Raw genomic sequence first — 6,348 nt, 5'->3', positions numbered from 1 at the left:
GACTGCTCGGGCCCCCCGCGGGTATGGTCGCCGGGATCAATCTCGTCCGGCCGCTCGGCCCGGGCCGAACGACGGCGGCGGCGCGCCTCGGCGCGGACCGCCTTGCGCAGCCACCGCTGCGGATCGACCGGAGGCCCCTCGGAGTCCAGTCGCTCCAGCAGGCGCAGCCAGACGGCCTGCTCCAGGTCACCGGGCTCGGCTCCGGAGGCATGGGCCTCGGCGGATGCCTCCGCCGTGAGCAGGGGGCTCAGCGTGGCAACCAGATCGTGCGTCATACGCGCAACCACGCGCCCGCCCCGGCGGCAGGTTGCCGGGGCGGCGCGGGTCCACTCGAACGGGTCGCGGGTGCTCAGCCGTTGACGAAGTCCTCGCGGGCGAGCAGACCGGTGTCCGCGTTGTCGGTGAAGACACCGTCGATGCCGGTCGCGAAGTACGTCCGGAAGGCGCCGAAGGCGTCTCCGTAGCCGTCGGCGTCGGTGCCCTTGCGGAACTCCGCCGGGAGAAAGGGGTTCTCGTTGCGCATGGTGTAGGGGTGCAGGACCAGGCCCACCTTGTGCGCGTCCGGGACCAGGGTCGTCGGCGTGGTGAGCCTGCCGGCGGCGTCCTTGGGGATGATCAGGTCCAGTGTCGGACCGATGCCCTGCGCGTAGCCGGCGATCTCCCGCAGGCCCTTGGGCGTGATGAGGTCGGCAACCGTGCGCGGATCGCCCGTCTCGACGAAGTCCCAGGGCCTGCTGCTCGCCGTGGAGAGCAGGACCACGAGCGGGTTGTCGACCAGCTTGTTCAGGCGCTGGATGCTGGTCGGCTCGAAGGACTGCAGGATGACGGGCGAGTTCCTCCGGTCCTTGCCGTACGTGTGCAGCAGCTTGGCGACCCGCTCCTCCAGCCCCAGGCCCAGCTTGCGGAAGTAGGTGGGGTGCTTGGTCTCCGGGTATATCCAGACCTGCTTGCCGCGCTTGCGGGTCTCCTCGTCCTGCCACCGGAGGACCTCTTCGAAGGTGGGGATCTCCCAGCGGCCGTCGTAGAGGGTGTTGTGCGGGCGGTTGGCCGGGATGCGCTCGACCGCGCGCAGCGTCTTCAGCTCGGCGAGCGTGAAGTCCTCGGTGAACCAGCCGGTGGTCGGCACGCCGTCGAGGACCTTGGTGGTCCTGCGGTCGGCGAACTCGGGGTGGGAGGCGACGTCCGTGGTGCCGCCGATCTCGGGCTCGTGGCGGCAGACCAGATGGCCGTCCCTGGTGGGGACCAGGTCGCCGGCCTCGACGACGTCGGCGCCGAGGTCGAGGGCCAGGTTGTACGACCCGAAGGTGTGCTCGGGCCGGTAGCCGCTGGTGCCCCGGTGGCCGATGATCGTCGGCTTGGGCAGGCTCTTCAGGCCGCCGCCGTGCCGGGCCGTCCCGGCCTCCGCGGCTCTGGCCGCACCGGGCAGCCCCAGGACCGCTCCGCCCGCGCCGAGCACCGCGGCGCCCAGGAGCGCCCGCCGTGCGGTGCCCTGCGGCTGCTCGTTCGACTCGTGGGTTTCCATGAGGGCCCTCCTGCCGTCCGCCCGTGATTGCGGGCCGATGGTAGGGGCGTGGACATGACGAGCGGGAGACCTCGGCCCTAACGCACGGGTGACACCGGATGTCATACGGACAGCACTTTCTGACGGCGCGTCGGCATCGGCGCGCGCCGTGCGGGGTACCCGGCCGCTGGGCCACCCGCGCGATGTCCGTCACATCGTCGCACCAGCGTTACGCGCCGGTTCCGGCAGGCCACCGCAGGTAAACCTGCGTCAACAGTAAGTAAGACATCGGTGAACCGGACGCACCCGATGTGCGCTTCCCCCGGAGCCGCGAGTAATGTCCTCACCTGCACAGACTCATATCGACCCCTCGACATCGGAGGACCCGTTGTCCCGCTTCGCGCTCATCAAGGCAGTGCTCGGACCGATCATGCGCCTGATGTTCCGCCCACGGGTGGAAGGCGTGGAGCACATTCCCGGCGACGGCCCGGTCATCCTGGCCGGAAACCACCTCACGTTCATCGACTCGATGATCCTGCCGCTGGTCTGCGACCGGCAGGTGTTCTTCATCGGCAAGGACGAGTACGTGACCGGCAAGGGCTTCAAGGGCCGGCTCATGGCGTGGTTCTTCACCGGCGTCGGCATGATCCCGGTGGACCGGGACGGGGCCAGCGGTGGCGTGGCCGCGCTGATGACCGGGCGGCGGATCCTCGAAGAGGGGAAGATCTTCGGCATCTACCCCGAGGGGACGCGGTCGCCCGACGGACGCCTGTACCGGGGCCGCACCGGCATCGCCCGCCTCACGCTGATGACGGGCGCGCCGGTGGTTCCCTTCGCGATGATCGGCACGGACAAGCTCCAGCCGGGTGGCCGGGGCATGCCGCGTCCGGGCCGGGTGACCGTTCGCTTCGGCGAGGCAATGGAGTTCTCGCGGTACGAGGGGATGGACCGGGACCGCTATGTGCTGCGGGCCGTGACCGACTCCGTGATGACGGAGGTCATGCGGCTGTCCGGGCAGGAGTACGTGGACATGTACGCGACCAAGGCGAAGGTGGCGTAGCACCTCGGCGGTCGGCCGGTTTTCCGGTGCGGCTGCGTAGTGGCCTGCCGCGCAGTTCCCCGCGCCCCTGTGGGGCGTTCACCTCAGCCGGTGCTCTCCAGTTTCTGTCCCTTCAGCAGGAACCAGGCCGCCACCGCTGTCGCCAGCAGGACGGCGGCTCCCGCGGCCGATGCCAGTTGCAGGCCGTGGACGAAGGCATCCCTGGCCGCGTCCAGCAGCGCCCCCGAGGTGTGTGCGGGCAGGTGTGCCGCCGCCTCGACCGCACCGCCCAGCGATTCGTGGGCCCCTTCCGGGGTGCCCGCCGGTCCCGTGAAGTCGCGGTAGACGCCCGTTACGATCGAGCCGAGCAGGGCGATGCCCAGTGCGGCGCCGAGCTCGTAGGCCGTCTCGGAGACCGCGGAGGCGGCACCCGCCTGGTCCTTCGGGACGCTGGAGAGGATGACGTCGGCGGTGACCGTGAAGGAGAAGCCCGCGCCCACGCCGAGCACCAGCAGCGCGGCGCCGAGGAGCGGGTAGCCGGTCGAGCGGGTCAGCGTCGTGAGAACGGCGAGCGCGAGGCCCACGGCGGCGAGGCCTCCGGAGACCACGGTCCGTACCGAGAACCGCCGGGCCGCGCGGCCCGCCACCAGCCCGGCCGCCACCGCGCCGACCGCCGCCGGCAGCTCGGCCAGACCGGCCTCGAACGGACGCCTGCCCTGCACGAGTTGCAGGTACTGGGAGAGGAAGAACACCAGACCCGCCATACCGAGCACGGTCAGCAGATCGGCGAGGACCGCGCCGCTGAAGCCGCGCTGGCGGAACAGCCGCATGTCGAGCAGCGGGCTCGGGAGGGTGAGCTGGCGGTGCACGAACCCGTACAGGGCCGCCGCGCCCAGCACCGCCGTGCCGAGGGTGGCCCAGGTGAAGCCGTGCGTAGCGGCCTCCTTGACCGCGTAGACGACGCCGATCACGCCGACCAGTGACAGCGCGACGCCGGTCAGGTCCCACGGACCGGGGTTCGGGTTGCGGGACTCGGGCAGCGTCCTGATACCGACGAGGACGAGGACCACCATCACCGGCAGGTTGATGAGGAAGACCGAGCCCCACCAGAAGTGCTCGAGCAGGAACCCGCCGACGATGGGGCCGACGGCCGTACCGGCGGAGGCGGTGGCGCCCCAGATGCCGACGGCGAGACTGCGCTCGCGCGGGTCGTGGAAGAGGTTGCGGATCAGGGCCAGGGTGGCGGGCATCAAGGTCGCGCCGGCGACACCGAGCAGGGCCCGCGCCAGGATCATCAGCTCGGGGGTGTGCGCGTAGGCGTTGAGGACGGAGACCACGCCGAACGCCGTGGCGCCGCCGAGCAGGATCCTCTTGCGGCCGATGCGGTCGCCGAGGCTGCCCATGGAGACCAGCAGTCCGGCGATGACGAAGGAGTAGACGTCACCGATCCAGAGCAGTTGGGTGCCGTCGGGGTCGAGGTCTTCGCTGATGTAGGGGGTCGCGAGGCCGAGGACGGTCGCGTCGACGGCCACCAGCAGCACGGCGAGCACGAGGACGGAGAGCGCGAGCCAACGGCCCCGGCTCTTCTCCGCTTCCCTCGCGACGGCCGGCTGCAAGGTGCTGGTCATGATTCCTCTCTTCGTAGCGCGCCGCCGAGCAACAGCTCGGCGATCATGTGGGTGAAGTCCTTGGGGGCCACGCGGCCTTCCGAGATCACCCAGGCGCCCGCGGCCAGCAGGCCGTACAGCGCCTCGGTGAGCCAGGCCGGGGTGAGGTCGATACGGAACTCGCCTGCCGCTTGGCCGCGCCGGAACAGTGCCGCGACGGGTTCGTCGATGCGGGCCCAGCCCTGGTTCCGCTCCTCGCCCTCGAACAACTGGTTCTCGGTGTAGAGGAAGGCGAGCAGTCCGGCGACGGGCTCGATCTCCCGCACCAGCCGGCGTACGGCCTCGCTCGCGGGTCCCTCGTCGAGCCGGGCCGCTCGCAGCGCCGCCTCGCACTCCGCGATGCCGAGCGATTCCAGCGCCCGGACGAGCGCGTCGCGCCCCGCGAAGTGGCGGTGCAGCGTGGCCCGGCTGATCCCGGCCGCCCTGGCGACCTCGTCCATGGTGGCGGTGGATTTACGGGTCAGCAGGGCCGCGGCGCTGCGCAGCACATGGTCACGATCGAGAGCCATGAGACAACTGTAGCCCATGTGAGACATCCCTGTCTCACAATGGGCACGTGCGACTCATCGTTGCTGGTCGGAACGTGTGTCCAGCGGTCCGCCGGTGCGTCAGTGCCAGGGCAGCTGCCCGCGCCGCTCCCAGTACGCGCCCGGCTCCTCGACCAGCGTCGCCAGCCGCTCCAGCTGGTCCTCGTCGAGATCGACGACCGCGGCGTGCAGGTTGGAGGCGAGCTGATGGGTGGTCGCCGCGCCGGAGAGGACGACTCCGGCCCACGGCCGGCGCAGGACGAGGGCGAGAGCGACGGCGTCGCAGCCGAGGGACGTCTCGCGGGCCACGGCCTTCAGGGCGTCGGGCGCGTTCGGCTCCGCGAGCCGTCCGTTGGCCATGCCCTCCTTGACGATCACCGTGAGTCCGGCGTCGTGGGCCTCGGCGAGGGCGGGCTCGGCAGAGGTCTCCAGGGCGTTGTACGTCGACTGGACGGTACGGAAGAGGGGATCGCCGTCGACGGTCACGGCGAGGGCGGCGCGGATGGCGTCGGCCTGGGCGGGCCCGCTGGTGGAGAACCCGACGGTGAGCCCGCCGGCGGCCGCCTCGGCGAGCCTGGCGTGGAGTTCCTTGTCGGTGAGCGCCGGGCTGTCCGGGGTCACCGAGTGGATCTGGTAGAGGTCGAGCCGGTCGCCGAGCAGTTCGTCGGTCTCGGCGCGCTGCCGTTCGTACGTGGTCAGACTGTGGTCCTTGACCTCGTGCTGCTCCGCCTCGGTGGACCAGCCTGCGGTGTACGTGTAGCCCCATTTGCTGCCGACGACGACGTCGTCGACGTCGGGGCGGGCGTTCAGCCAGTCGGCGAGGAACTCCTCGGAGCGGCCGTAGGAGCGGGCGGCGTCGAAGTAGCGGACGCCCTGGGCGTAGGCGGCGTCGAGGAGGTCGTGGGTACGCTCGCGCAGGGCGTCGACACTGCGGGCCGGCGGGAGGTCCCGCTCCCTGCCGAGGTTGATATAGCCGGGGCGGCCGACGGCGGCGAGGCCCAGGCCGATGTGGCAGGTGGCGGACGTCGCTGAGGCGAGACGGGCGAAGGGCATCCGGGGCTCCGTTCGGTCGGCTCCTACGGCTCCGGACCAACCTAACTCGTGATCAGCCCGGGCAGGACACGGGAGGCGCGGCTTCCCGGACGAGGCCGACCGGCCCGGGGGCCCGGGGTCGGAGTGGGCGCCCTGGAGGGACGGGCCCCGCTTCACGATCACCCGATTGCACTCGACCAGGCCGTAGCTGCCGACGGCGCCTTGGCGGGGCAGGTGCTCGGGGCCGAGGCCGGCCCTGCGCGCGGCGGTGGCCGCCGTCCTGAAGAACCAGGCAGGCGGCGCGGTGCCGTACTCCGACCGGGTCGTGACGACCGGACCGGTCACCGACTTCTTGTCGACGATGTCGTGGAGGTGGCCCTCACGGCGCGTGCCGGGGATACGGCGCGCCAAGGCCCCCAGCGACAGGGCGCACTGCAGCAGGGCGAGCGAGTGCACCGGTGACGCGGTGGGGACACCGTCCCCGGGTCCTTGGGGCGCCCGGGACGGGCCCGCGCCGGCGCAGGGCGCCGGCCCCGGGCCCCCGGGGCTCCACCCCCCCCCTAACCCGAGCGCGCCCGCGCG

General features: G+C 71.6%; 5 protein-coding genes and 1 pseudogene. 1 reads left to right on the top strand and 5 read right to left on the bottom strand.

Going from position 1 to position 6,348, the window contains the following annotated elements:
* Together ACFW2E_RS38970 and ACFW2E_RS38965 are read right to left on the bottom strand one after the other, a co-directional pair.
* Positions 1–275: pseudogene (locus tag ACFW2E_RS38970) on the bottom strand (sigma-70 family RNA polymerase sigma factor); the annotation flags it as partial.
* Positions 276–349: 74 nt separating this feature from the next.
* Positions 350–1,522, bottom strand: coding sequence for a glycerophosphodiester phosphodiesterase (locus ACFW2E_RS38965; RefSeq protein ID WP_384474422.1), 1,173 nt, complete (start codon positions 1,520–1,522; stop codon positions 350–352).
* 367 nt (positions 1,523–1,889) lie between these two features.
* Between ACFW2E_RS38965 and ACFW2E_RS38960 the strand changes: the two genes are divergently transcribed.
* The gene (locus ACFW2E_RS38960) at positions 1,890–2,561 is read left to right on the top strand and encodes a lysophospholipid acyltransferase family protein (RefSeq protein ID WP_384474419.1); all 672 of its coding nucleotides are present in this window, start codon (positions 1,890–1,892) and stop codon (positions 2,559–2,561) included.
* An 83-nt stretch (positions 2,562–2,644) separates the two neighbouring features.
* Here ACFW2E_RS38960 and ACFW2E_RS38955 read toward each other — a convergent pair whose 3' ends face one another.
* The 3 genes from ACFW2E_RS38955 to ACFW2E_RS38945 form a co-directional block, all read right to left on the bottom strand.
* Positions 2,645–4,168 (bottom strand): MFS transporter, encoded by a 1,524-nt coding sequence (locus ACFW2E_RS38955; protein ID WP_384474417.1) that lies wholly within the window; start codon positions 4,166–4,168, stop codon positions 2,645–2,647.
* The gene (locus ACFW2E_RS38950) at positions 4,165–4,716 is read right to left on the bottom strand and encodes a TetR/AcrR family transcriptional regulator (RefSeq protein WP_384474414.1); all 552 of its coding nucleotides are present in this window, start codon (positions 4,714–4,716) and stop codon (positions 4,165–4,167) included. The genes ACFW2E_RS38955 and ACFW2E_RS38950 overlap by 4 nt, the downstream gene beginning before the upstream one ends.
* A gap of 99 nt (positions 4,717–4,815) precedes the next feature.
* Positions 4,816–5,787 (bottom strand): aldo/keto reductase, encoded by a 972-nt coding sequence (locus ACFW2E_RS38945; protein ID WP_384474425.1) that lies wholly within the window; start codon positions 5,785–5,787, stop codon positions 4,816–4,818.
* Between the last annotated feature and the right edge of the window lie 561 nt (positions 5,788–6,348).

Source organism: Streptomyces sp. NPDC058964, assembly GCF_042741275.1.
GTDB lineage: Bacteria > Actinomycetota > Actinomycetes > Streptomycetales > Streptomycetaceae > Streptomyces.
Note: the sequence above shows the minus strand (reverse complement) of the source record. Positions and strands in the feature narration are given on the sequence as shown.

What these genes read in the sequence shown, in the direction of transcription:
- ACFW2E_RS38965 (WP_384474422.1), bottom strand. Translation starts at nt 1,522, where the DNA reads ATGGAAACCCACGAGTCGAACGAGCAGCCGCAGGGCACCGCACGGCGG.
- ACFW2E_RS38955 (WP_384474417.1), bottom strand. Translation starts at nt 4,168, where the DNA reads ATGACCAGCACCTTGCAGCCGGCCGTCGCGAGGGAAGCGGAGAAGAGC.
- ACFW2E_RS38950 (WP_384474414.1), bottom strand. Translation starts at nt 4,716, where the DNA reads ATGGCTCTCGATCGTGACCATGTGCTGCGCAGCGCCGCGGCCCTGCTG.
- ACFW2E_RS38945 (WP_384474425.1), bottom strand. Translation starts at nt 5,787, where the DNA reads ATGCCCTTCGCCCGTCTCGCCTCAGCGACGTCCGCCACCTGCCACATC.